We start from the raw sequence: 829 nt of genomic DNA, 5'->3' as shown, positions 1-829 counted from the left end.
AATGTATATATCCTCCTCACAGCACAGCGAGCATCGTATGTAACAACGAACGGCAAGTTGTCGCGAGTAAGAGCTAATACCATGTCGCTTGCAGATATAAGAACTCTTTTGAGTGATTTACCAGAAGAGGTACGTAGTGTATCTGTTGAAGGGAGCTCAAGCCCACTGGATAGTTTAGCAATAGATCTAGTAAAGATGGCGAAGTTGCTACCATCAGCTCTAGTGATAGACATGGAATTTGTGAACATAGGAGAGATGTACGATTGGTGCGAATGTAATGGGATATTGCATTTGGCAGGAAAGGTGCTGACAGACTACACACAGGAGTACGTCTTGCAAGAAGTGTGTCGATCTGATCTATATCTCCAGGATTCACTGAGATCAAAAATAATAGTGTATCGGTCTAAAATTGGTGAGCCAGAACATTACGCGATAGTGATAGGGGAGCCATCAATTGAAAACATTGTAGTGAGGATACATTCTTCGTGTTACACAGGCGACCTATTGGGGAGTCTATCGTGTGACTGTCGCAGTCAGTTACTAACAGCAGTCAAGCTTTTGGCTGAACAAGCTGGGGGCGTCATTCTTTATATTTCTCAAGAGGGGCGCGGAATTGGTCTTGCTAACAAAATTAGGGCATACAGTTTACAGATGCAGAATTCCCTAGACACAGTGGATGCTAACAGATTTTTGGGATTTGATGACGATGAACGCATATTCTTACCTGCAGCCATGATTTTAAGGAACCTGGGGATATCGAGCCTTCAGTTGCTAACCAATAATCCTCACAAAGTGCAGGAGATAAGTAAGTATGGATTTGATGTGACAA

General features: G+C 42.8%; 1 protein-coding gene. It reads left to right on the top strand.

Annotation, left to right across the window (positions count from 1 at the left end):
- Window positions 1–57 precede the first annotated feature (57 nt).
- Window positions 58–829: GTP cyclohydrolase II (locus KPX09_RS05450; protein ID WP_249549328.1), on the top strand; the 772-nt coding region annotated here is incomplete at its 3' end.

Source organism: Anaplasma phagocytophilum (assembly GCF_023476575.1).
Lineage (GTDB): Bacteria > Pseudomonadota > Alphaproteobacteria > Rickettsiales > Anaplasmataceae > Anaplasma > Anaplasma phagocytophilum_A.
This window is presented reverse-complemented; position numbering and strand designations above follow the sequence as displayed.